At 39.6% G+C, this 22,852-nt stretch carries 24 protein-coding genes; 22 read left to right on the forward strand and 2 right to left on the reverse strand.

What is annotated here, in order from left to right; translation table 11 throughout:
- The first annotated feature begins 121 nt into the window (after nt 1-121).
- From ACZYT3_RS10390 to ACZYT3_RS10415, 6 genes are all read left to right on the forward strand, one after another.
- Complete coding sequence (locus ACZYT3_RS10390; RefSeq protein ID WP_294561479.1) at nt 122-850, forward strand: GntR family transcriptional regulator; 729 nt, start codon at nt 122-124, stop codon at nt 848-850.
- Between the two features lie 253 nt (nt 851-1,103).
- Nucleotides 1,104-1,838 (forward strand): SIS domain-containing protein, encoded by a 735-nt coding sequence (locus ACZYT3_RS10395; protein WP_294561478.1) that lies wholly within the window; start codon nt 1,104-1,106, stop codon nt 1,836-1,838.
- 16 nt (nt 1,839-1,854) lie between these two features.
- Nucleotides 1,855-2,343 carry a PTS sugar transporter subunit IIB gene (locus tag ACZYT3_RS10400; protein ID WP_294561477.1) on the forward strand — a complete coding sequence of 163 codons (489 nt, stop codon included), beginning with the start codon at nt 1,855-1,857 and terminating at the stop codon, nt 2,341-2,343.
- A gap of 1 nt (nt 2,344) precedes the next feature.
- Entirely contained in the window at nt 2,345-3,133 is a 789-nt protein-coding gene (locus ACZYT3_RS10405; protein ID WP_464088602.1) for a PTS mannose/fructose/sorbose/N-acetylgalactosamine transporter subunit IIC, read from the forward strand.
- The gene (locus tag ACZYT3_RS10410) at nt 3,133-3,993 is read left to right on the forward strand and encodes a PTS system mannose/fructose/sorbose family transporter subunit IID (RefSeq protein ID WP_294561475.1); all 861 of its coding nucleotides are present in this window, start codon (nt 3,133-3,135) and stop codon (nt 3,991-3,993) included. Before ACZYT3_RS10405 ends, ACZYT3_RS10410 begins: the two co-directional genes overlap by 1 nt.
- 5 nt (nt 3,994-3,998) lie before the next feature.
- The gene (locus tag ACZYT3_RS10415) at nt 3,999-4,724 is read left to right on the forward strand and encodes an SIS domain-containing protein (RefSeq protein WP_464088603.1); all 726 of its coding nucleotides are present in this window, start codon (nt 3,999-4,001) and stop codon (nt 4,722-4,724) included.
- A gap of 135 nt (nt 4,725-4,859) precedes the next feature.
- Here ACZYT3_RS10415 and ACZYT3_RS10420 read toward each other — a convergent pair whose 3' ends face one another.
- Nucleotides 4,860-5,426 (reverse strand): manganese efflux pump MntP, encoded by a 567-nt coding sequence (locus ACZYT3_RS10420; RefSeq protein ID WP_464088604.1) that lies wholly within the window; start codon nt 5,424-5,426, stop codon nt 4,860-4,862.
- Nucleotides 5,427-5,845: 419 nt separating this feature from the next.
- On the opposite strand from ACZYT3_RS10420, the gene ACZYT3_RS10425 reads away from it, so the two are divergent.
- From ACZYT3_RS10425 to ACZYT3_RS10470, 10 genes are all read left to right on the forward strand, one after another.
- A complete protein-coding gene (locus ACZYT3_RS10425; RefSeq protein WP_464088605.1) occupies nt 5,846-7,009 on the forward strand; it encodes a helicase-related protein in 1,164 nt (387 codons plus the stop codon).
- 10 nt (nt 7,010-7,019) lie between these two features.
- Complete coding sequence (locus ACZYT3_RS10430; protein ID WP_464088606.1) at nt 7,020-7,598, forward strand: ComF family protein; 579 nt, start codon at nt 7,020-7,022, stop codon at nt 7,596-7,598.
- A gap of 45 nt (nt 7,599-7,643) precedes the next feature.
- On the forward strand, nt 7,644-7,856 hold the full coding sequence (locus ACZYT3_RS10435) for a cold-shock protein (RefSeq protein WP_294561470.1): 213 nt from the start codon (nt 7,644-7,646) through the stop codon (nt 7,854-7,856).
- A 74-nt stretch (nt 7,857-7,930) separates the two neighbouring features.
- A complete protein-coding gene (locus ACZYT3_RS10440; RefSeq protein ID WP_071441184.1) occupies nt 7,931-8,128 on the forward strand; it encodes a cold-shock protein in 198 nt (65 codons plus the stop codon).
- A gap of 116 nt (nt 8,129-8,244) precedes the next feature.
- A complete protein-coding gene (gene secA, locus ACZYT3_RS10445; RefSeq protein WP_294561469.1) occupies nt 8,245-10,590 on the forward strand; it encodes a preprotein translocase subunit SecA in 2,346 nt (781 codons plus the stop codon).
- Nucleotides 10,590-11,690: a peptide chain release factor 2 gene (gene prfB, locus ACZYT3_RS10450; RefSeq protein WP_464088607.1), complete on the forward strand. Its 1,101-nt coding sequence runs from the start codon at nt 10,590-10,592 to the stop codon at nt 11,688-11,690. Before secA ends, prfB begins: the two co-directional genes overlap by 1 nt.
- 33 nt (nt 11,691-11,723) lie before the next feature.
- Complete coding sequence (locus ACZYT3_RS10455; protein ID WP_464088608.1) at nt 11,724-12,611, forward strand: YitT family protein; 888 nt, start codon at nt 11,724-11,726, stop codon at nt 12,609-12,611.
- Nucleotides 12,612-12,916: 305 nt separating this feature from the next.
- Nucleotides 12,917-13,606 carry a cell division ATP-binding protein FtsE gene (gene ftsE / locus ACZYT3_RS10460; protein WP_294561466.1) on the forward strand — a complete coding sequence of 230 codons (690 nt, stop codon included), beginning with the start codon at nt 12,917-12,919 and terminating at the stop codon, nt 13,604-13,606.
- Entirely contained in the window at nt 13,599-14,513 is a 915-nt protein-coding gene (gene ftsX / locus ACZYT3_RS10465; RefSeq protein ID WP_294561465.1) for a permease-like cell division protein FtsX, read from the forward strand. The genes ftsE and ftsX overlap by 8 nt, the downstream gene beginning before the upstream one ends.
- Entirely contained in the window at nt 14,510-15,859 is a 1,350-nt protein-coding gene (locus ACZYT3_RS10470) for a murein hydrolase activator EnvC family protein (protein ID WP_464088609.1), read from the forward strand. Before ftsX ends, ACZYT3_RS10470 begins: the two co-directional genes overlap by 4 nt.
- Before the next feature lie 27 nt (nt 15,860-15,886).
- On the opposite strand, the gene ACZYT3_RS10475 is transcribed toward ACZYT3_RS10470, so the two are convergent.
- Complete coding sequence (locus ACZYT3_RS10475) at nt 15,887-16,720, reverse strand: DegV family protein (RefSeq protein ID WP_464088610.1); 834 nt, start codon at nt 16,718-16,720, stop codon at nt 15,887-15,889.
- A 116-nt stretch (nt 16,721-16,836) separates the two neighbouring features.
- On the opposite strand from ACZYT3_RS10475, the gene ACZYT3_RS10480 reads away from it, so the two are divergent.
- From ACZYT3_RS10480 to ACZYT3_RS10505, 6 genes are all read left to right on the forward strand, one after another.
- Complete coding sequence (locus tag ACZYT3_RS10480; protein ID WP_294561462.1) at nt 16,837-17,334, forward strand: DUF1836 domain-containing protein; 498 nt, start codon at nt 16,837-16,839, stop codon at nt 17,332-17,334.
- Nucleotides 17,335-17,408: 74 nt separating this feature from the next.
- Nucleotides 17,409-18,875 carry a S41 family peptidase gene (locus ACZYT3_RS10485; protein WP_464088611.1) on the forward strand — a complete coding sequence of 489 codons (1,467 nt, stop codon included), beginning with the start codon at nt 17,409-17,411 and terminating at the stop codon, nt 18,873-18,875.
- Nucleotides 18,876-18,925: 50 nt separating this feature from the next.
- A complete protein-coding gene (uvrB, locus tag ACZYT3_RS10490; protein WP_464088612.1) occupies nt 18,926-20,893 on the forward strand; it encodes an excinuclease ABC subunit UvrB in 1,968 nt (655 codons plus the stop codon).
- 128 nt (nt 20,894-21,021) lie between these two features.
- Entirely contained in the window at nt 21,022-21,945 is a 924-nt protein-coding gene (gene yhfZ / locus ACZYT3_RS10495) for a GntR family transcriptional regulator YhfZ (RefSeq protein WP_464088613.1), read from the forward strand.
- Between the two features lie 143 nt (nt 21,946-22,088).
- Nucleotides 22,089-22,460 (forward strand): hypothetical protein, encoded by a 372-nt coding sequence (locus ACZYT3_RS10500; RefSeq protein WP_294561458.1) that lies wholly within the window; start codon nt 22,089-22,091, stop codon nt 22,458-22,460.
- A gap of 8 nt (nt 22,461-22,468) precedes the next feature.
- A complete protein-coding gene (locus ACZYT3_RS10505; RefSeq protein WP_464088614.1) occupies nt 22,469-22,846 on the forward strand; it encodes a PRD domain-containing protein in 378 nt (125 codons plus the stop codon).
- Nucleotides 22,847-22,852 lie beyond the last annotated feature (6 nt).

Below are 22,852 nucleotides of genomic sequence, written 5' to 3' on the forward strand. Positions count from 1 at the left end.
CTTTTTTTGAAATTTGTTTATTATTTTTGTTTATTAACATTACCATATAAAAAAATGCAACCGGTTACAAAAATATAATTGATGTATTGACAACTGGTTATAACAAGTTTATAATGCAATTATGAAGAAGGAATATGAAGATAGAATACCTTTATATTATCAGCTGATTGATAAGATCGAAGAGAAAATTGAGAATAACGAATGGCAGCCGGGTGAATGCATACCTTCTGAAAGAGAGCTTTGTGAAATATATGGAATGTCGCGAATCACCGTTCGAAATGCAATTTCAAAATTAGAAAATCAAGGTAAATTGAGGAAGGTGCAAGGAAAAGGGACTTACGTTGTTGGGAAAGGTGTTACTCAAAATTTAACAAATCGTGTATATAGCTTTACTTCGGAAATGGAGAAGCAAGGAAAGATATCAAAAACCAAGCTGGTCCGGCGCGAAGTTATGGAATGTACACCTGCAGTTGCACAGAAGCTTGGATTATCCATTCAAGATAAAGTAATCTATATCGAGAGATTACGATGTGATGATACGACAGCGATTATTGTAGAGAAGGCGTATTTTCCTTATGAAGGATTTGAATTTCTGTTAAATCTTGATTTCGAGAAATATTCGTTATATAAAACATTGGAAACAAAGGCGGGAATTTTCATCAATCACGTCGTTGAAACGATTAGCGGTTGTGAGCTTAATGTTCATGAATGTCAGTTGCTGGAATGTAAATCGCCGATGTATGGCTTACTGGTAAAAAGAATTTCTTATTTTAATGATCGGATCATCAGCTATTCGACCATGGTGTCAAAGGGAAACAGCTTTAAGTTTACAGTAAGTCTGGAAAATTAGTTTGAAAGGATCTTTACTTGACAGGTAAAGATTCATTTAAACAGTTACTGGTTATAACGTTATGATGATGTAATGTTTAATCTTAAATCTAACATTTGTCAAAAGCAAATGTATAGATATAAATCAATTCATGACTTGTAAGTGCATGCTCGATCTTTTGCCGGCAGAGCAGGGCGGCTGCAATCTTGAATTGAGATCTCAGTTCTATGAGAGGAAAGGATCAGGTCACACATATTATGGCCTGGGGTGGAGGATGAAGCACTTAGAATTTTATGAAATTGTGAAAGAACAGATGGAAAGGCAGTTTCAGGAAGAAAAAGAGAACATCAATAAGGCAGCAGAATACTGTGCCAACTCAATTCAAAATGAAAGGCTGGTCCATGTGTTTGGATGTGGACATTCACAAATGTTTGCGATGGAAGTGTTTTATAGAGCAGGGGGATTGCTCCCTGTCAATGCGTTGCTGATACCGCATTTGTCATTATTTCCAAAAGCAAAACTGAGTACTTATGGTGAGAGAATCGAAGGCTTTAGTGATAAATATCTTCAACAGGTCAATACAAGTCCTTTAGATACGATGATCATTGTTTCTATATCAGGACGTAATGCGGGTGTTGTTGATATGGCACTGGAGGCGAAGAGAATAGGAATGAAAGTAATTGCACTGACATCAAAAGAATTTACAAGTCACGTTTCTTCCAGACATAGCAGTGGAAAGAAATTATGTGATGTTGCTGATTTAGTTATTGATATCAAGTGTGTATTAGGAGATGCTTGTCTGGAAATGCCGGAGATTCAAGGTAAATTTACCGGAACAAGTACCATTTTAGGAATGCTGGTCATGGATTGCATCACATCGAGAACAGTTGAAATTTGTGTTGAGAACGGATATAAACCGCCTCTATATGTCAGCTCCAATTTAGATGATGGGGATGAAGCAAACCAGAAACAGATCAAAAAATATCAGTCACTTATTGATTGCCTGTAAAAAGAGAGGTGAGAAGATGCCAATTGTACATTTTCGTGTTGATCAGCGGATGATCCATGGTCAGGTAGCGATATCATGGTCAAAAGCAGTAAATCCAAATCATATCATTCTGGCAAATGATGCGGTCGCATCAAATGCTTTACAGCAACAGATCTTGAAAATAGCTGCACCTAAACAGGTAAGACTGTCTATGGTAAGCGTGGAAAAGGTCATTGGTTATTTAAATAGGGGCTTGGCACCAAATGAAAATGTATTTCTGTTAACACAAAATATACATGATGCAAGGAAATTGTTTGAAGGTGCTTTGCTGAATAAATATGATAGTTTAAATATTGGCAATATGACATTTAAAGAGGGAGCCAAGAAATTGAATGAAAAAATCTTTGCTACTGATGAGGAAATCAAAGATATTCAATGGTTTATTGATAACAATGTTGATATTTATTTTCAAATGTTGCCAAATGATCAGAAAAGAAGCTTTAAGGATATCATGAAAGGAGTATAGAATGGAATTATCAATACTGCAAATAATTATATTATCGATATGGGCAGCAATTGCCCAGCTGGAAGTTCTTACGACAGGTGTAGGTTTCTGGAATCGTCCGATCATCGCAGGAACGGCAGCCGGACTTATTGCCGGTAATGTGGAGCTTGGTGTTTTAATAGGATCCATGCTGGAAATGACTTCTTTGGGAGTATGGTCTTATGGTGGAGCTGCTGTTCCGGATTATACGACAGGAGCAGTTATCGGTGTCATGGTAGGTGTCTTGACAAACAATTCTGATATTGGTTTAACGACAGGTGTTGCTATGGCTGCCATTACGCAGAATACTGATGTATTAGCACGTACGCTCAATTCCTTCTGTGCACAAAGAGCTGACAAATATGCTGCTGAAGGAAATATCAAGCAGGCCCATGTATCCCACTATCTGGGTGTCATTCCTTGGGGATTATCAAGAATCATTCCTGTATTGATCGTAGGTGTGCTTGGAAATACCTTTGCTGCCCAGGTAGTAGAGATGCTGAATGAAAACAGCTTTATATTAAGTGGCTTCCAGGCAATCGGTGCAGCGATGCCGGCTTTAGGATTTGTAATCCTGTTAACATATCTGCCATTTAGAAAACAATGGTGGTGGGTCGTATTAGGATTTGTATTAAGTGCATATTTAGGTGTTCCGACATTGGGCATTGCTTTGCTGGGCCTGGTTTGTGCAATCGTTTATACGACATTATGGTATAGAAATAAAGAAAATAAAACAGATGAGGCAGTTGAACAAATTGGAGGTGAATTCTAATGAGTAAGCAGGAAACAAAAGAATTATTAAAGAAAGTTTATATTCGTGCTTTGACCTTTCAGCTTTCATGGTCATATGAGCGTATGCAAGGCATTGGCTTCTTAAATTCAATTACTCCTGTTTTAGAAGAGGTTTATAAAGATGATCCAAAAGGATTGAAGAATGCCATGATGCGTCATACTCATTTCTTCAATACCTCAACGATTTGGGGAGCCTATCCTATTTTAGGTATGGTTACTGCCTTAGAGCTCGGTAAGGCTGATGGGGAAACTATCGAAGGTATCAAGACATCTTTGATGGGCCCGATGGCAGGTATCGGAGATACCATGAACTTTTCGATCATTTTGCCTATCTTCTTCTCAATTCCTGCTTCAATGGCTATTGGCGGTAATGCCATGTCTGCGATTGCCGTGTTGGCAATCATAGATCTGTTATTGATCATAGGATTATCTATCGTAAAATGGAAATTGATGAATATCGGATTCTCACAAGGATCGAAGCTGACTCAGTCAATGGAGTTGATGGATAAATTATCTTTTGGTGCAGGTGTCTTAGGCCTGGTAGTCGTTGGTGGTATGGTTGCTTCCATGCTGTCTGTTTCTACACCAATCTCATTTTTGCTGGATTATCAAGGTGTACCGCTTCAAGTCATCACCAGTGCTGTTCCTGAAGACGCAGCAGGAGCTGTCGTACTGCAAAATGTTTTAAATTCTTTCATGCCTAAGTTGCTGCCGGTAGCATTGATGGCTGTTGTCTATTGGATGTATCAGAAGAAAAAGATCACGCCGATCAAGATCACGTTCATTCTCATGGTTGCCATGTTTATCTTAGGTGCTTTAGGAATTATTGCCAGAGGTTGATCAAAATGAGCTTAAGCTTTGATTATTATGATAATGTTATCAATCAGTTGAAGGAAGTAAAGGAGAATGAACAAGAGAATATCCAAAAAGCAGTGGATATGTTCTGTGATACGATCACTAAAGGCGGAATGATTCATGTGTTTGGCAGCGGTCATTCTCATACCCTGTCTATCGAGCTTTGCCATCGTGCGGGCGGACTGGTTCCGATCAAGGCAATGGATGAAGCGGGAAGAGGATTATATGAACAGGTAGAGGGTGTCGGAACAAGATTTATGCAGAACTATGATCTGCAGGAAAATGATCTGGTTTTGATTACTTCTAATTCAAGCCGTAATCCGATAAGCGTAGAAATTGCCCAGTATGCAAAGAATATGGGTGTAAAGGTCATTACCTGCTATGCCAAGAAGTTTGCGGAAAAATGTACACCGCGTCATTCATCAGGAAAGATGGTATATGAACTGGCCGATCTGGTCATTGATAACCATTGTGTTTATGGAGATGCTACGATAACTGTTGAAGGACTTGCAGATAAAGTAGGACCAACTTCTACGATCATAACAGCCTTTATCTATGACTGGATCGTAGTAGAAACAATTAAACAATTGAAACGAAACGGTTATGAGCCGCCTGTTCTGAGAAGTGTTAACATTGACGGCGGAGAGCAATATAATCAGCATCTTCTTGATAAATATAAATATCGTTTATTCTACAAAAAATATCTTAAAAATTAAATGTATCGATACAAAAACAAACCCCTGTATAGAAAGACCTCACATAAATATACATAAATGTATCGTATTTGATTAAAAAAGATATTTAATACATCTGAAACGCTAAAAGCACAATGCATCATTTGCATTGTGCTTTTAAAATATACCCAGATGTTCCAGTAATATCTTAATGCCCAAAAGAATCAAGACGATGCCTCCGGCTAATTCAGCTTTTGATTTTAAACGGGAACCGAAGACATGACCTATTTTTACACCAATTGCTGAAAGTACAAAGGTAATGATACCGATAGATGAAACTGCTGTAACGATATTGACATCTAAAAAAGCAAATGTGATTCCCACAGCTAAGGCATCGATACTGGTAGCAATCGCTAAGATCAGCATGCTTCTAAAAGATAACGAAGCATCTTCACAGTCCTCACATTCATCTTTATCCAATGATTCTTTGATCATGTTCAGACCGATAAAACCTAGAAGAATAAAAGCGATCCAGTGATCGATCGAAGTGATGTAATCTCTGAAATTAATGCCTAGAAGATAACCAAGCAAAGGCATCAAAGCTTGGAAGCCGCCAAACCATAATCCGACGAATGCCTGTTTTTTTAAATTGATTTTCTTTAGTGCCAATCCTTTGCAAATTGCAACTGCAAAGGCATCCATTGATAAACCGATTGCACAAGTAATTAATGTAATTGTGTCCATGTAAACCTCCCAAAATAAAACTCATGGACAATAGAAAAAAACCATTGTCCATGAGTCTTGTTGTTTAAGATAACACCAGATTTTCATCAGTATGTTGATATTACCGCTATATAGCCAACTACTCCCTCAAAGGATAGTATAAATTTAACCAATTTGGACTTCTTTGTCAATAGAAACTAATGAATTATATGGAATTTTTTTCAAGCTTATGACTATCTGAATATATTATCGATAAAAATTATATGAATGATCATTTTAATAATTAAAAGTAAAAAATTAATAAAACCAAGTTTTTGTCTGAATCCTTCATGTCCGGTTTATGGGCTTATCTGATTGCGGAAAAAATTTTTTGTAAAAATTTATAAAAAAAGTGGGAAAAATGACGATGGAGTGCATATATAAGAGTAGGAGGTGAATAGATGCAGTGTCCTCGCTGCGGGAATGAAGATCCTAAATATTTTTATCAGGATGGGGAACAGATCTATTGTCGTAAGTGTATCCAGTTTGGCAGAGTGAACATAACCGATGTCATTCAACCGAAACCATGCAAGTGTAGAAAACACCGTGTAAAAGCTCATTTAAATTTTGAATTGACAGATGCGCAAAAGAGGGCTTCTGTCAGGCTTAAAGAAAATGCACTTGGAGGTATTGATTCTTTGGTGTATGCCTGCTGTGGGGCAGGGAAAACAGAAATCTGCTTTGAAACGATAACTGCCTTTCTTAACGCAGGAAAAAAAGTAGGCTTTGCGATTCCCAGAAGGCAGGTGGTGTTAGAAATCTGTGAAAGATTACGAAAGGCTTATCCACGGCTAAAGGTCATTGCGGTTTGTCAAGGTCATACCGAGGTTGATGATGGGGATTTGATCGTTTGTACGATGCACCAGCTTTATCGTTATCATCATACGTTTGATCTTCTTATTCTTGATGAGGTTGATGCATTTCCTTACAAGGATAATGAAATGCTGGAAGCAATCGCGATGAATGCCTGTAAAGGTGTCAAGGTGCTGCTAAGTGCCACTCCCTCCCGGCAATTGCTTCGAGAAGCAGAAAGTGGCAAGCTATCAATGATCGAGTTATTCACTCGTCCGCATGGTCATCCGTTAATCGTTCCCCAATGCTTCATTCTTCCGCATTATTTTCAATTGATACATTTATTGTGGTTTATGAAAAAATATGGTGGTCAGTGGTTAGTTTTTGTACCTGCGATTGCGATGTCTGATGCTTATGGAAAATGGTTGTCTGTTTTTATGCCGTGTGCTTCATTCACGTCAAAGACGATATGTAAAGAGGAAGTGCTAAGACGATTTAAAGAGCATCAGCTGACTGTACTATTTACCTCCACGATTCTTGAAAGAGGCGTTACCTTTAAGGGAGTTCATGTCGCTGTTTTACAAAGTGCACATCCGGTATTTGATGAAGCCAGTCTGATTCAGATCGTGGGACGTGTTGGAAGGGATCCAAAGGAGCCAAAAGGATTTGCGCTTCTTTATGCCGATAGGAAAAATCACGCAATGAAAAGATGTATCTATGCACTGCAGAAAATGAATGAATCACTGTTTGATTTGCATGAATGCACTGGATGAGGGAGTTACCTTGAAAGAGTACCTTTTTGAAGAGGATATCATTTGTGGGAATTGCCGGCATCGTTTTATAAAAAATGATTGTATCTATACATATGGATATCTGAGGGTACATGCATTTTATCGGTATGATGACTTTTTGGAGAGCCTTTTATATCAATTTAAGGAAGGATGTGATGTGGCTTTAGAGAATGTTTTTTTATGGAAATACAGGAAAAAAATGGTTGACATATTTCGACATCGCCAATGTGTGATCATGCCCAGCAGTGAGGATAAGCTGAAAAGCAGAGGCTTCCATCACCTGAAAAAAATGCTGGCTTGTTGTGAGGTTGAGGTATGCGATTGTTTCATCAAAACTAAAAATTACAAGCAAAGCTTACAACGTGCACAAAACAGGGAAAAAATCCATTCGGTCATTCAACGGACCTCTTTTCCGGCAAAAGATTTTTATCTGTTTGATGATGTGGTAACAAGCGGTTATACGCTGCTTGCGGCAGCTGCTTTATTAAGAAAAAAAGATGAGATCATGGAGGCGTATGCATTGAGCGTGCATCCCCGTTTTGTCGAAATGTGCGATAAACAACAGTTGTAAGTGAAAACGGAATTTCCTATACTGAAAGTGCGGAAAGGAGTAATTATGCAAGGCAAAGTGAAATGGTTCAACCAGGAAAAAGGATTTGGATTTATTGTAGGAGATGACAATAAGGAATATTTTGTACATTATACACAAATTCAGATCACAGGGTTTAAGACTCTTGAAGAGGGCGCTTTGGTAGAGTTTGATCCGATCGAGATTGAAAAAGGGCTTCAGGCCAAAAATGTAGTAAAAAAAGAAGTAAGCGTTGTCTGAATTTTATTTGCAAAAGGAATCAAAAACATTTATAATGATGTGTATGAAGTTGCTTCATAGAAAGGTATAAGATTATGCAAGGAAAAGTAAAGATGTTTAACCAGGAAAAGGGGTATGGTTTCATTACGGTCGAAGGCGGAAAGGATGTATTTTTTCATTATTCACAGCTTGTGATGGAAGGATATAAGACAATTGAAAATGATACGGCCGTTGAATTTGAGCTGGTTGAAACAGATCGTGGCCCGCAGGCTCACAATATCGTCAAACTATAAAAAAATGTAATAACTGAAAAAAGTGGGCATTGCCTCACTTTTTTGTTTAATTGCTTTGATTATTTTGATATAATAAATTAGTAATGCTATATCTATATAGACATGGAGGTACGAAGATGGGATTTTTAACCAATATATTCAATGAAGAAAAACGTATAATGAAACAATACGAAAAAAAAGCCAATGAAGTCGTTGCTTATGAATCAACGATGGCAGCCTTGAGCGATGATGAGCTGAAGGCTAAGACAAATGAATTTAAGGAAAGACTTAAAAACGGAGAAACCAAGGATGATATTCTCCCGGAGGCCTTTGCGACGATTCGTGAGGCTGCCAAAAGAGTTTTAGGCGAATTTCCGTTCTATGTCCAGATCTTAGGTGCCTTGATCCTCAACGGCGGTGATATTGCCGAGATGAAAACAGGTGAAGGTAAGACATTGACATCTATCATGTGCGTATATCTGAATGCGCTTGAAGGCAAGGGCGTTCATGTCATTACGGTCAATGATTATCTGGCAGGACGTGATGCGGCATGGATGGGACAGATTTATGAATTTTTAGGAATGACGGTCGGCGTAAATAAAAGAGAATTAAATATTTATCAGAAACAGGATGTGTATAAGTGCGATATTACATATACGACGAATGCTGAATTAGGTTTTGATTATCTTCGTGATAATATGGTCACTCGTCCACAGGATCGTGTCATGCGTGGCTTGCATTTTGCGATCATTGATGAGGTCGATTCTATTTTGATCGATGAGGCGCGTACACCGCTGATCATTTCCGGAGGCAAGAAGCAGACGGCTGATTATTATCGTCAGGCAGATATCTTTGCTAAATCTTTGTCACCGGAAGATTATGTGATCGATGTCCAGTCAAAAGCGATCAACTTAACAGATTCCGGTGTGGATAGAGCAGAGAAGATGTTTAAGATCAATAATTTGTATGATCTTCAGCATGTCCAGCTGGTACATCATATCTCACAGGCATTAAAAGCCAATTATATCATGACGAAGGATGTGGAATATGTCGTTAGTGATGGTGAGATCGTGATCGTTGACCAGTTTACGGGACGTATCATGAAAGGACGTGCTTTCTCTGATGGTCTGCATCAGGCTTTGGAAGCCAAAGAAGGATGTAAGATCCGGGAAGAAACGGCAACATTAGCTACGATCACATATCAGAATTTCTTCCGTTTATATGAAAAGCTTGCCGGTATGACAGGTACGGCCAAGACTGAAGAAGAAGAATTTTTAGATACTTACAATATGCGTGTTTTGGTGGTTCCTACCAACCGTCCGGTTCAGCGTATCGATTATCCGGATGTTGTTTATCGTACTCCAAAGCTTAAATTTGATGCATTGATGGCTGAGGCAAAGCAGCTGCATGAAAAAGGTCAGCCGGTTCTGATCGGTACGATTTCGGTAGAGGTTTCAGAAAGATTGTCGGAGATGTTTACCAAAGAAGGTATCAAGCATCAGGTATTGAATGCGAAGAATCATGCCCGTGAAGCAGAAATCATCAAGCATGCCGGTGAGAAGGGCGCTGTTACGATTGCGACCAATATGGCCGGACGTGGTACGGATATTAAGATTAATGATGAAGTGCGTGCATTGGGAGGCCTGGCTGTTTTAGGAAGTGAACGTCATGAATCCCGTCGTATCGATAACCAGCTGCGTGGACGAAGCGGACGTCAGGGGGATCCGGGATTCTCACGCTTCTATGTTTCATTAAAGGATGAGCTGATGGTTCGTTTTGGCAGTGAAAGACTGGAAGGCTTATTTGAAAAGATGGGAGATACCCAGATTGAGTCCAGCATGGTAACAAAGGCTATTTCAAGTGCTCAGAAGCGTGTTGAAGGACAGAACTATGATATTCGTAAGTCCTTGTTGGAATACGATGATGTCTTAAGACAACAGCGTGAGGTCATGTATGAACAGAGAGATTATGTATTGAATAATGATGACGTTCATTCAGTTGTATATGAAATGTTTACAAGGGTCTTTAATCAGGTTGTTGCGAATAATTCGGATCCTAAATCTTCAAAGGTCAACGGTGAACAGCTGTTGGCGGGTTTAAAGGTATTGGGATGTCCGGAAGATATGGTAACTTTAGAGGAAATTGACGGTAAGGATCTCAAGAGCGTTGTGGATCTGTGTCTTGAAAGAGATTGGAAGTTCTACAATGATAAGATCGAGGATGTGAAAGAAAATTATCTTCCTTTTGAAAAGACGATCGTTTTGAAAAATATGGATCGTAACTGGATCGACCATATTGATACGATGGATAAATTAAGAAGCGGTATCTATCTTCGTTCATATGCACAGGACCGTCCTTTGCAGGCTTATGTAGAAGAGGGTTATGCAATGTTTGAGGAAATGATGGAAAATATTGCCCGTGAAGTTGTATTCTTTGCCAACAGAATGAAGATTGAAGTAAGATACAGAGAGTATAAGAAATAATGGAATTGTTTGAGATAAGGCAGGGAATTGACCACTATCGTTCACGTTTGGAACAGTTGGGTGAGTCCCTGGATCTTGAAAAGAAAGAGGCAAAGATATCAGAGCTTCAAAAGCAAATGGAACAGGATGGCTTTTGGGATGATGCCAGGGCTGCACAGAAGGTGATCAATGAATGTAATCATCTAAAAGATCTGGTGGAATCTTATAAAAAGCTGGAGGAAACGTTTGAGTCCTTTGCTCAGACAGCGGCTATTTTAAAGGAAGAGATGGATCAGGATCTGATGGATCTTTTGGAAGAGGAATATAACGAAAGCCTGAAAACCTTTGAAGATTTTGAGATCAAGGTTTTGTTGTCGCATGAATATGATCATTCCAATGCGATTCTGGAAATTCATCCGGGTGCCGGCGGAACCGAAAGTCAGGATTGGGCAGAAATGTTGTATCGCATGTATTCCCGCTATGCTGCCAGACATAACTATAAGGTAACGGTGCTGGATTATCTGGCCGGAGAAGAAGCAGGCATCAAATCGGTTTCGATGCTTATTGAAGGTGATCTGGCATATGGTTATCTGAAAGCAGAAAAGGGTGTTCATCGCTTGGTGCGTATTTCACCTTTTGACAGCGGTGGCAGAAGGCATACCTCGTTTGCAAGCGTGGATGTGGTACCTCAGTTCAATAATGAGATTGAAATCGAAATCAATCCGAATGATTTAGAGATCGATACACATCGTGCTTCCGGTGCCGGCGGGCAGCATATCAATAAGACCGATTCTGCTGTACGCATCGTTCATAAGCCGACAGGTATTACCGCAACCTGTCAGGCAGGAAGAAGTCAGCATGAAAATCGTGAGCAGGCGATGCTGATATTAAAGTCCAGGCTGTATCAGCTTCAGATTGAGGAGCAGGAAGCCAAGCTTGCGGCAATTAAGGGTGAACAAAAACGAATAGAATGGGGATCACAGATCCGCTCATATGTATTTCAGCCTTACCGGATGGTGAAGGACCTAAGGACCGGCTATGAAGTCGGAAATGTTCAGGCAGCCATGGATGGTGACTTGGACGGATTTATTTTCGCATATTTGAAATCACAGATCGAGTAGACAGTGTCTACTCTTTTTAAAGGAGGGATGTCGATGAAGAAAGATACGATTTTAAATATTATTTTGATTTTAGTTGGTAACTTTTTTGTGGCACTGTCTGTTTCCTGCTTCATTGTTCCAAATGAAATCTTATCAGGAGGTGTTGCCGGTGTTGCAGTTGCCCTGCATCCGATTTTACCTTTTATCGACACCACTTTGTTGATCAATGCCATTACGATAGGATTGTTTTTGGTGGGGTCGGTATTGCTGGGGAGATCATTTTTCCTCAAGACGCTGCTTAGTACGCTTTGTTATCCTATTTTCTTAAGCGGACTTACCTATCTGGTTCAAGGCAGGCCTTTAACAGAGAGTCCTATCTTAGCTTCCTTATATTCCGGTGTCTTTATAGGATTAGGTGTCGGTATCGTTTTCCGTACGGGTTCAAGCACAGGTGGAATGGATATTCCTGCTTTGTTAATGGAAAAATATCTGCATATACCGCTGTCAACCGCTTGCCTGATCATTGATGGCCTGACGGTGGTCTTAGGTATCAGCACCTATTCGATCGAAGCAGCATTGATCGGTCTGATTTCTGTATATGCCAGCTCGTTTATGATTGACAAGGCCATCAGCTTTGGCGGACAGAAAACAAAGTCTGTAATGATCATTTCAAATCGTTATGAAGAGATGTTGAAGGCCATTATTGCGGAGATTGATCGCGGTGCTACCCTGCTGCATGCACAGGGCGGTTATACGCGGGAGGAACGTGAGGTGGTCCTTGTTGTCATTGACAATAAGCAATATCCTAAATTAAATAAGCTTATAAATGAGATCGATCCGAATGCCTTCCTGGTTGTCCAAGATGCACAGGAGGTTACCGGCAATGGATTTACATATTATCAGGAGCTGGAAAAGATTGCTCCTAATCATAATGAACGATAATGGTATGAATGGACATCTAAGGATGTCTTTTTCATAGCCGGAATTTACATGCCGGGGTATTTTATGTGTCATCGTGTTGAGATCATATTTATGGACGGATATGAAAGAGTGTGATAGAAAAGGCATTTTATCGGGATAAAATGGAAAAGAGAGCTTTTTCAAATATATAAAAGGATGTGTTTGGTTTTGATATGATCGATGTAATTTATCACAAATATATCCCACAATTTACCACGAAAAAAAGTCGTTTTGGGAATTCATGAAAACGGAATCTATGTTATAATAATTTGGAGGATGTGATAAAAGTGATATCATTAGAGAATGTTTCTAAATCGTATAAAAACGGTGTGAATGCTCTTAAGAATATTTCATTATATATTGATGAAGGTGAATTTGTTTATATCATCGGTCCTACCGGATCCGGAAAATCGACGTTGATCAAGCTTTTGGATGGTGAAGAAATTCCTGATGAGGGGAAGGTCATTGTAGCCGATACAGATGTAGGAAGCTTAAAACATAAGCATGTACCATTATATAGAAGAAATTTAGGAATCGTATTTCAGGATTATCGTTTATTGCCGAGCCTTACCGTATTTGAAAATATTGCTTTTGCGATGGAGTGCATCGGTCAAGATAAGCTATCGATCCGCAGACGTGTAAGAGAGGTTTTGGAATTAGTTTCGCTGGAGGATAAGGCGAAATCTTTTCCTAATGAGCTTTCAGGCGGACAGCAGCAGCGTGTTACGATCGGAAGGGCGATTGCCAATCATCCAAAAGTGCTGATTGCCGATGAGCCTACGGGAAATCTTGATCCTGAAATGTCCAAGGAGATCATGGAGCTTTTAGAGAAGATCAATGAAAAGGAGAAAACAACGATTGTCATGGTGACTCATGATTCAACGATCGTCAATAATATCAAGAAAAGGACGATTGCGCTTGAAGAGGGGTATATCGTGGCTGATATAAAGAAGGGAGGATATCTAAAGAATGATTAAATTTTTTAAATCAATTCCCTATCATACAAAAACGGCGTTTAAAAGCATTGCCCGTCATTTGGCTCTGACTTTTTCAAGTGCCAGTGCTGTCAGTGTAACGTTAACATTGCTGATGGTGTTTTTGGTGCTTGCGGGTAATGTATCAAGCTTTACATATAGTATCGAAGAATCGCTGCAGATATATGCAACGATCGAAAATACATTGACACAGGAAGAAATTACTGTTCTTCAATCAGAAATAGAAGCGATGGATCATGTGGTCAAAGTTACTTTTTCAGATAAAGAACAGGAATTAGAAAGTTATATTGGCAATAACGATGATGAAGCTTCGCAAAGGTTATATGCTGCTTATCGGGGTGAAGGAAATCCTTTGTTGAATGCGTTTGTCATCGAGGTTGACAATGGAAATAATTTGGAAACAGTAAGTAAGGAACTGCAGGATCTTGAGGGAATCTATGATGCTGCTTATGGTGGTGACAGCGTTGTCATGCTTGTAAAAGCCATGGATGGCGTTCGTATTGCGGGCGGTATCTTTGTGGCGGCACTTAGCGTATTGGCTATATTTTTGATTTCTAATACGATCAAGAGTGCGATCTATTCAAGAAACAGTGAGATTTCGATCATGCGTAACGTAGGTGCTACCAACGGCTTTATCAAAATGCCTTTTATGATTGAGGGAATGATGATCGGAGTTATCGGGGCGATCCTTCCGATATTGCTTACGATCTTCGGTTATAGTTATGTGTACAATGCGCTTAATGGTGTACTGCTGATTCCTATGTTTCGGATGCAGCCGGTGATCCCTTTTGCGGTATATGTATCTTTAGCGCTTTTGGCGACCGGCATGATCGTCGGTATGCTGGGAAGCTTCTTTGCGGTTAATAAGTATCTGAGGTGGAAGAGATGAAAAAGAAGGTCAGTATATTGGTTATCTGCGCAATGCTGTTATATTCGATTTCGCCGGCGTATGCGATCGATTACAGCGGGGATGAAGATTACTGGTACAGTGTCTGCAACGGTCGTATCTCTGAGGATCTGATTGCTTCATGTCAGGGATTTAATGCCTATCTGATTCAAAAGGCAAATAACGTAGAAAACAGCATGGACAGTCTTGATGAACAGATAGCGGCTATTCAGGGCGATATTGATGCATTATATGATGTGCTGCATGATATTCAGAGTCAGATCGAAGCAAAAGACAGTGAGATCCAAACGCTTGAGAATCAAATAAGTGAACTGGAAACAAACATTTCTTTATTGGAAGAAGAAATTGCTGCGAAAGAGCAGGATATCGAACAGCGTGATAGTCAGATCAAAGAACGTATGGTGGAAACGCAGACGTTTAAAAGAACCTTTGGTTTTATTGATTTTCTGATGGGTGCTACGGATTTCGTTGATTTGATTCGCAGATTCAGCATCATGAATCAGATCACCGCTTCTGAACAGGAGCAGATCGAATTGTTAAGTGCGGATATTGCCCAGCTTGAGCTGGATCAGAATCAGCTTGAAGTACAGAAAGAAGGCGTTGAAGCACAGAAGGCGGTTTTGGATAGTGAAAGAAATGATCTTGCCGCTCTTGAAAGTTATCAGAATCAGTTGATTGCGGAACAACATGAAAAAGAAGCAGATTTGATGGATGAATATAGCCGTTTGGAATCTACTGTAAATTCTATACGTAACAGCATGCCGTCATTCAGTGTCGGAGATGGTGATATTTCAGATACTACCGGCTTTGGTATGGTCGTATCAGGTTACCGTTCAGCAGGAACATGGTACTATCCTGCCAGTTTTGGAGGTGCCAGACACTCCGGCATGGATATCGCTGGTTCTCGTGGAACACCGGTATATGCAGCGTTTAACGGAATCGTTGCCATTGCTCAAAATATAACATCGGTAGAAGGTACAAAAAATCCTGCTACGGGAAATAATGTCATGATCATCGGTACGGTCAATGGAACGACATATGCGATCCATATGCTGCATCTGCAGTATAATTCGATTACGGTATCACCGGGTCAGGTCGTGACCCAGGGACAGGTTGTGGCAGCCAGAGGTTCGACCGGAAACTCCACGGGACCTCACGTACATATCGATTTATATAATTTAGGTTCGATGACGGTAGAGGAAGCATATAACTATGTTCGCAATACAGGTAATTATACATTTGGTATGAGTTATCATGCTTATGGCTGGGAATGCAGCAATAAAGCACCTGTATGCCGTGAAAGACCGGAAGATTATATTCCATATTAAAAAAAGATTTCGCTTGATGCGAAATCTTTATTTCATGATACACTGTACAGCAAGACAACCGGGGCCGCCTTGGGTAATGAATACCGGGCTTAAATCATAAATCTCTATCTCTGTATTTGGAAATTCATTTTGGAAATAAGCCTTTGTTTCTAATACTTGTTTTTCAGTTGTCGCATGTGAAATCGTGATGATATAATTTTCATCAACACCTTTTTCCTTAAAGGATTCAGCGATACTTGCCAGAGCTTTTTGATAAGTTCTTGCAACGGCATGTTTCTCAAGAATCTTGCCGTCATCTGATTGCTTCATGACGATCGTCAATCTCAAAAGACCGCCAACAGATGCTGACAGTGCTGAGCATCGGCCTCCTCTTTTTAAGAATTCAAAGTTTTGAGGAATCAGGAATGAAACGCTGTTATCAATGGATGGCATGAGTGCCGTAACGATTTCAGCGCTTGATTTTCCTTCTTTTGCTAATTTTAATGCTTTGTTGACAAGATAACGGTGAGGTCCGCACAGCGTTTTTGAATTTAATACGGTAATGTCTTGGTTTGGACATTGCTGCTGGGCCATGATTGCATTTTGATAGGTACCGCTTAAACCATCCGCCATCGTTATATTCAGTAATGGCTGATCAGGATTTGATTCATAAGCATTTAATACGTCACCGATAGAAGGCTGAGATGATGAGGGGATCGCACCGTTTCTTATTTTTTCAAGAAGCTGTTCTGATGTGATTTCTTCATACTCATAATAAGTTTTCTGATCAATGGCAATCTGTAAAGGCAGAATGATCAAATCTTTTTCTTTGCCTACGGCAACGCTATAAAGAGTTGAGGTGTCGCTGATAATTTGTGTCATAGTTTCTCCTTACCATACTATCTAGTATTCAATACTAGAATAACTTGTAAATGTTATATTGTCAATAGTTGACAATAAAAATGTGTATGATAAAATTATCAAAAGAAGGTGAAAATATGGAAACATCAATACATTTACCGCGATGGGAGGAGCTTCCGGTAATTGACTTATATATCGATCAGGTTGTAACTTTGCTTGAAGAATGGCTTGATTTCATACCGCATAATGATGAAAAATTGATTACAAAATCTATGATCAATAATTATGTCAAGCATGGGATCGTCGATGCACCTAAAAAAAGAAGATATACGACCACTCATATAGCGTATTTGATCGTTGTATGTATTTTTAAGCAGGTATATTCCATGAATGAGATCACACAGATGATACGGCTTCAGGTTCATGCGTATCCGATCGAACAGGCCTATAATTATTATATCGAAGATCTTGAGGCTTGTATCTTATCTATTTATAATGGGGAGCCGGTTAAGCATCAAAAGGCAGATACAGATGATCCGTTGACCAAGATCTTACATTCAGTCAATGAATCATTGGTCAATAAATTCAATGTACAGCGTCTGATTAAAGAGGTCAAAGAGAAGAATGTGGAGTGACATTCTTTTTGTTGTGGAAAGATGTAATAATTAGATAAATCGTGGTATAATACAAAAGTCACAGGAGTATGATTATGAGCGAAGAAAAAAAGGTAGTAAGAGTAAAACTCGTAAAGCATGAATGGCCGGATGAAAGACGTGCCAGACATAGAAAATATATAAAGGTGACGCTGGGTGTCGTATTAGCTGTTGTTTTATTTTTTTGTGGGATGACTGCAGGAACCCTTTTGGCGGAGCCACAGGATTCAAAGAGCATTTCAAGCAGTAAATTGAATACGATCCTTAAGATCATGAATGAGTACTGGTATTTTGGTAATGAAATTGAGAACCTGCCTACACATTTGCTGGATGATGCCATTTACGGTCTTACATCACAGGAAATAGATATTTATACACAATATATGGACAGTGAGTATGCCAAGCAGTTTATTTCAAGCATGGAGGGTGCATTTGTGGGCATTGGCGTCCAGTATTCGACGGCCACACAAGACTATATCATCCTAAGGGTATTCAAGGACTCTCCTGCGGAGAAAGCAGGATTGAGGGTCGGTGATATCATTCGCAAGGTCGATGGCGTTGCGGTAGAAGATATCGAAGATATTTCGGCTGCGGTAAAAGGTGAAGCAGGAAGCCGGGTAATGATCAGCGTGCAACGGGGCAAGGAACTGTTGGATCTTGAATGTCTTCGCGGGGATGTGAATTCCAGTGCAAACGGTTATATCGATGGTGATGTGGGCGTTTTGGAAATTTTGACAGTGGCTGATAATACGGCTTCGGTCGTTGGAGATATCTTAGCTGATTTTGAAGAACAGGGCATTAAAAAGATATTGATCGATTTACGGGATAACGGCGGTGGATATTTGACTTCTGTGGTTGATATCGCTTCTTATTTTCTGCCTCAAGGAAGCATCGTGCTTCAGGAGCAGGATAAGGAAAAAAATGTTGTCGTGGATCGGACCAATTCGAATATCCAGCCTTATGAATATGATCAGATCGAGGTTTTGATCAATCAGGATACGGCAAGTGCTGCTGAGGTTCTTGCGATTGCCTTAAAGGAAACGCTGAATGCAACGATCATCGGGGATGTTTCTTATGGCAAGGGAACGATTCAGACGACGATTCCGTTCAGTGATGGAAGCATGTTGAAATATACGAAAGCCATTTGGTTGTCACCAAATGGTAATTCGATCAATAATGTCGGAATTACACCGGATATTTTGGTAGAAACGGCGAACGCTTTATTGACACCGGCACCGAAGGATTTCGAAACGGTGGGCGTGGACAGCGTTTCATCTGCCTGTCATACGATGCAGATCTATTTGGATTATCTCGGTTATGATATCGATCGTCAGGACGGTTATTTTTCAACACAAACGTTAGAAGCACTGCGCCAATTTGAATCGGATTATGGATTGGATGCCCAAGATGAACTGGATGATGAACTTTTGACGGTGATCTTGTCGAAGGTTATTTATGTCAGTCATGTTGATGAGAGCAAGGATGTTCAGAAGCTTCGAGCTATTGAAGAATTTAATAGATAAAAAAGGGCATAGATAGTATCTATGCCTCATTCATCAGAAAGGAGCATTGTATGGATTTTGAATTAGTATCAAATTACAAGCCTCAAGGTGATCAGCCTCAGGCAATTGAAAAATTGATCGAGGGCATAAAATCCGGTAAAAAAAGCCAGGTTCTTTTAGGAGCGACAGGAACCGGTAAGACATTTACGGTCAGCAATGTCATTCAGGCGGTCAATAAACCAACCCTGGTATTTGCTCATAATAAGACCTTGGCAGGTCAGCTTTATGCGGAATTAAAAGAATTTTTTCCTCATAACCGTGTCGAATATTTCGTTTCCAATTTTGATTACTATCAGCCGGAGGCCTATATCCCAAGCAGTGATATGTACATTGATAAAACAGCGACGACAAATCAGGAGCTGGATATGCTGAGGATGGCAGCGACCAATGCCGTTTTAGAAAGAAGGGATACGATCATTGTCGCTTCTGTTGCTTGTATCTATGGTGCCAGCAATCCTGCCCAATATAAGGATATGTTTTTTACGATCAGAGTCGGTGAAACGATCGATCGTAAAGAATTATTAAAAAAATTAGTGGATCGGCAATATCATCGTAATGATACGGATCTGGAAAGAGCCAGCTTTCGTGTAAGGGGTGATTCTATCGAAATTGCTCCGGGACATACGGACAGCTACGTATTACGCATTGAATTGTTTGATGATGAGATCGAACGAATCTGTGAGGTGGAGCCTGTCAGCGGTAAGGTGCTTAATGCTTATACCGTATATGTCGTTTATCCGGCCAGCGGTTATGCAACTGAAAAAAGCATCATCCTCCATGCCTGCGATACGATCGAAGAAGAGCTTGAAGAAAGGCTGGATGAGCTTGAAAAACAAGGCAAGCTTTTAGAGAAACAACGCCTGGAACAGCGTACCCGCTATGATATAGAAGCCTTACGAGAGTTTGGTTTCTGTTCGGGAATTGAAAATTATTCAAGGCATATCGACGGCCGAAAGGCGGGTGAGCGTCCTTATACGCTACTGGATTATTTCCCTGATGATTATCTTTTGATCATTGATGAAAGCCATGTTTCATTACCGCAGATCCGTGGTATGTATAATGGTGACCGGGCCCGCAAGGAAACGCTTGTAAATTATGGCTTCCGTCTGCCGAGTGCTTTAGATAATCGTCCGATGCGTTTTGAAGAATTTCAAGAGAAAATCAATCAGGTCATCTATGTATCTGCGACTCCGGGCGATTATGAGCTTGAACAGACGCATGGTGAAGTAATCGAACAGATCATCCGTCCGACGGGATTATTGGATCCGATCGTAGAAGTACGTCCGACCCAGCATCAGATCGATGATCTGGTAGATGAGATCAATGAAAGGATTCAAAGGAATGAGCGTGTATTGATTACGGCTTTGACAGTAAGGATGGCTGAGGAACTGACGAATTATCTTAAACAGCTGGACTTGAAAGTAGCGTGGCTGCACCACGAAATCAAAACGATCGAACGAAGTGAGATTATACGAGATCTTCGTTTAGGAAAAATCGATGTCTTGATTGGCATCAACTTGTTAAGAGAAGGCTTGGATATTCCTGAAGTATCGCTGATTGCGATCTTGGATGCTGATAAAGAAGGCTTTTTAAGAAGTGAACGTTCTCTGATTCAGATCATCGGACGTGCTGCCCGTAATGCACAAGGTAAGGTCATCATGTATGCGGATACGATGACGGACAGCATGCGTAAGGCTATCGAAGAAACGAATCGTCGTCGTTCGATTCAAATAGCATTTAATGAAGAGCATCATATTACGCCACAGACGATCATAAAGCCGGTGCAGGAGGTCATGCATTCGAAAGAAACCCAGCAGATGAGCGCTAACTATCTGAAGAAGAAAAATAAGATGAGCAAGAAAGAAAAGGATAAGCTTTTATCTTCATTAGAAAAAGAAATGAAGCAGGCTGCCAAGGATCTTGATTTTGAAAGAGCAGCAGAACTGAGAGATATGTTAATTGAATTAAGAAATGAATAGATATCAGAATTGATGTCATACTATGAATGAGGGAGAAACTCATTTCCCTAAGACGCAGAAATGCGTCTTTTTTTTATAAAATTCGTTAAAAATCTTTATTTTGTGATAGAATAAGGATGGAGAAATATATGGACTATAAGCAAATTTTATTGAGTAAAAATGGTTATGTGACCCTGACGCTCGCAAAGGAGTTTTTAAAATACAGTGTCGGTGATAAAATTCCTACGGTAACTGAAATCAGTGATCGTTTTAATCTTGCGCGCGGAACGGTGCAGAATGCTTTAAAAACGCTTCAGAACAATGATGCGATAAGAATTGAATCAAAGGGACATCTAGGCTCTTATCTCATTAAGAAAAATATGAAGGTATTACTTGAATTTGCGGGGATTACCTCTATTGTCGGTGTGATGCCTCTGCCTTATTCACGACGTTATGAAGGATTGGCCAGCGGTTTATTGGTAGCGATGGAAAATCATTATAATATTCCGGCTTCCATGGCGTATATGCGTGGCTCTTTGAACCGAATCAGCATGCTGGAATCGAATCGTTATGATTATGCCATCATTTCCAGAGATGCGGCTGAACAGATATTGGATAAATATAATAATATCATCATCGTAAAGTCCTTTGGAAGATATTCTTATCTGAGCGAGCATGTCATCATTTTTAAAAACAATAAATATGATGCGGTTGAGGACGGTATGAAAATCGGTGTCGATAATGATTCCGTGGATCAAAAACGTTTGACTGAAGCTATATGTAAAGGAAAAAAAGTAGAATTTGTTCATATTGATTATTCGCAGAGCTTAAAGCGTGTCATGTCCGGTGATATTGATGCCTCTGTATGGAACAAGGATGAGATATTGGATAAGATGATCGAAGTGAATTATGTGGAAATTCAAAATCTGGATATTCTTGCGGATGAAGCAGTTTTGGTCGTAAATAAAGAAGAACCTGAAATGGCCTCATTATTGGATGAGATCATTGATGTCAAGGCAGTGACAAACATTCAGAAGCTGGTTTTAGAAGGAAAAATAACACCTAGTTATTAAGAAAATCAAGGTCTGCTTTTTTATAGGGATATTTGTTTGTTTGATTATAAAATACATAAAAATGTATATAAAATATTGACATCAGCAAACGAGTAGTTTAATATAATAATGTAAATATACAAAAATTTGTACGAGGTGATATCTTGACAAGATCGGTGAAATGTTATCGATGCGGACAGCCTATAGAGCTAAATTATAAAAATATAAGACAAACGATCAGCTGTTCTCATTGTCATGCGAAAATGACATATGATCTCAGGTCGATCAGAAAATTAAAGATGGTTCGCTATCTGTTTGTGATGATCGTAGTCGCTTTCTTGATGATTGGTTTTATGCAGGTACAGAATATGAATAATTATGCTTTATTGATTGTTACATGTATGTTTGCAATCGTGATATCTCTATGGGCAGATAAGCTTTGCTTATATATCTCTTATCAATTTTTAAAAGGAGAATATGTTGAATATCATCCTGATGATAAAAGAAAGATGCCGGTAAAGAAGAAAAGGAAGTAGGTGGAATCATGGATTTTAGTGAAAGATTACAGCTTTATCTGGAAGGCGGTATGATTACTGAAAAAGATGTTGAAAATGTGAATAAGGTCATATCTTTATTTGAAAAAGAATATGGTGTTACGTTACAGGAAGAAAATGCTGATACGTTCATCGCTCATTTATGTGCAGCGTATGCACGTCTGCATAGTGAGGAGGATATCGATGAACTTCCTGAGGAAGTATTGAACGAATTAACTTCTCTGGATACTTATCCGCTCTCAACAGAAGTGTTAGATAAGGTTATGAAAGCAACAGATATACCGTTGAATGAAACCGAGCAGGGTTATCTTTTGCTTCATATAAATAACTTAATTTCATTCTTTCAAACAAATGATGAGTGGAATTAAGAGAAA

This window comes from Traorella sp. mt218 (genome assembly GCF_055420025.1).

Excerpts from the sequence above, each read along its gene's own strand:
- ACZYT3_RS10390 (WP_294561479.1), top strand. The coding sequence starts at position 122 with ATGAAGAAGGAATATGAAGATAGAATACCTTTATATTATCAGCTGATT.
- ACZYT3_RS10395 (WP_294561478.1), top strand. The coding sequence starts at position 1,104 with ATGAAGCACTTAGAATTTTATGAAATTGTGAAAGAACAGATGGAAAGG.
- ACZYT3_RS10400 (WP_294561477.1), top strand. The coding sequence starts at position 1,855 with ATGCCAATTGTACATTTTCGTGTTGATCAGCGGATGATCCATGGTCAG.
- ACZYT3_RS10405 (WP_464088602.1), top strand. The coding sequence starts at position 2,345 with ATGGAATTATCAATACTGCAAATAATTATATTATCGATATGGGCAGCA.
- ACZYT3_RS10410 (WP_294561475.1), top strand. The coding sequence starts at position 3,133 with ATGAGTAAGCAGGAAACAAAAGAATTATTAAAGAAAGTTTATATTCGT.
- ACZYT3_RS10415 (WP_464088603.1), top strand. The coding sequence starts at position 3,999 with ATGAGCTTAAGCTTTGATTATTATGATAATGTTATCAATCAGTTGAAG.
- ACZYT3_RS10420 (WP_464088604.1), bottom strand. The coding sequence starts at position 5,426 with ATGGACACAATTACATTAATTACTTGTGCAATCGGTTTATCAATGGAT.
- ACZYT3_RS10425 (WP_464088605.1), top strand. The coding sequence starts at position 5,846 with ATGCAGTGTCCTCGCTGCGGGAATGAAGATCCTAAATATTTTTATCAG.
- ACZYT3_RS10435 (WP_294561470.1), top strand. The coding sequence starts at position 7,644 with ATGCAAGGCAAAGTGAAATGGTTCAACCAGGAAAAAGGATTTGGATTT.
- ACZYT3_RS10440 (WP_071441184.1), top strand. The coding sequence starts at position 7,931 with ATGCAAGGAAAAGTAAAGATGTTTAACCAGGAAAAGGGGTATGGTTTC.
- secA (WP_294561469.1), top strand. The coding sequence starts at position 8,245 with ATGGGATTTTTAACCAATATATTCAATGAAGAAAAACGTATAATGAAA.
- prfB (WP_464088607.1), top strand. The coding sequence starts at position 10,590 with ATGGAATTGTTTGAGATAAGGCAGGGAATTGACCACTATCGTTCACGT.
- ACZYT3_RS10455 (WP_464088608.1), top strand. The coding sequence starts at position 11,724 with ATGAAGAAAGATACGATTTTAAATATTATTTTGATTTTAGTTGGTAAC.
- ftsX (WP_294561465.1), top strand. The coding sequence starts at position 13,599 with ATGATTAAATTTTTTAAATCAATTCCCTATCATACAAAAACGGCGTTT.
- ACZYT3_RS10470 (WP_464088609.1), top strand. The coding sequence starts at position 14,510 with ATGAAAAAGAAGGTCAGTATATTGGTTATCTGCGCAATGCTGTTATAT.
- ACZYT3_RS10475 (WP_464088610.1), bottom strand. The coding sequence starts at position 16,720 with ATGACACAAATTATCAGCGACACCTCAACTCTTTATAGCGTTGCCGTA.
- ACZYT3_RS10480 (WP_294561462.1), top strand. The coding sequence starts at position 16,837 with ATGGAAACATCAATACATTTACCGCGATGGGAGGAGCTTCCGGTAATT.
- ACZYT3_RS10485 (WP_464088611.1), top strand. The coding sequence starts at position 17,409 with ATGAGCGAAGAAAAAAAGGTAGTAAGAGTAAAACTCGTAAAGCATGAA.
- uvrB (WP_464088612.1), top strand. The coding sequence starts at position 18,926 with ATGGATTTTGAATTAGTATCAAATTACAAGCCTCAAGGTGATCAGCCT.
- yhfZ (WP_464088613.1), top strand. The coding sequence starts at position 21,022 with ATGGACTATAAGCAAATTTTATTGAGTAAAAATGGTTATGTGACCCTG.
- ACZYT3_RS10505 (WP_464088614.1), top strand. The coding sequence starts at position 22,469 with ATGGATTTTAGTGAAAGATTACAGCTTTATCTGGAAGGCGGTATGATT.